The following is a 252-nucleotide window of genomic DNA, read 5'->3' as shown; positions in this document are numbered from 1 at the left end:
CCCTCTTGTTCCAAGAGTTTTGTTACTTATGATAACGCTAATAAGCGTATACCTTCATTTTTGATATTGATTGCTGAATTATAGTCGCGATCTGCCACATAACCGCACGAACAACGGTAGGTGCGTTCAGATAGTTTCACAGGTTTTTCTGCACCACAACAAGAACACTTCTTAGTGGAGGGAAACCACTTATCAATTTTCACAAGTTGTTTCCCTTGTTCTTTTAGCTTATACGCTAAGAAAGTAGTGAAC

The 252-nt window shown here is 38.9% G+C and carries 1 protein-coding gene; it reads right to left on the bottom strand.

Annotation, left to right across the window (positions count from 1 at the left end; translation table 11 throughout):
• Positions 1-26: 26 nt before the first annotated feature.
• Positions 27-252: zinc ribbon domain-containing protein (locus IC21_RS16020; RefSeq protein WP_155116783.1), on the bottom strand; the 226-nt coding region annotated here is incomplete at its 5' end.

Origin of the sequence: Heyndrickxia coagulans DSM 1 = ATCC 7050, assembly GCF_000290615.1 — a bacterium.
GTDB lineage: Bacteria > Bacillota > Bacilli > Bacillales > Bacillaceae_C > Weizmannia > Weizmannia coagulans.
The sequence above is the reverse complement of the archived record's forward strand: the minus strand, read 5'-3'. Positions and strand labels throughout refer to the sequence as shown.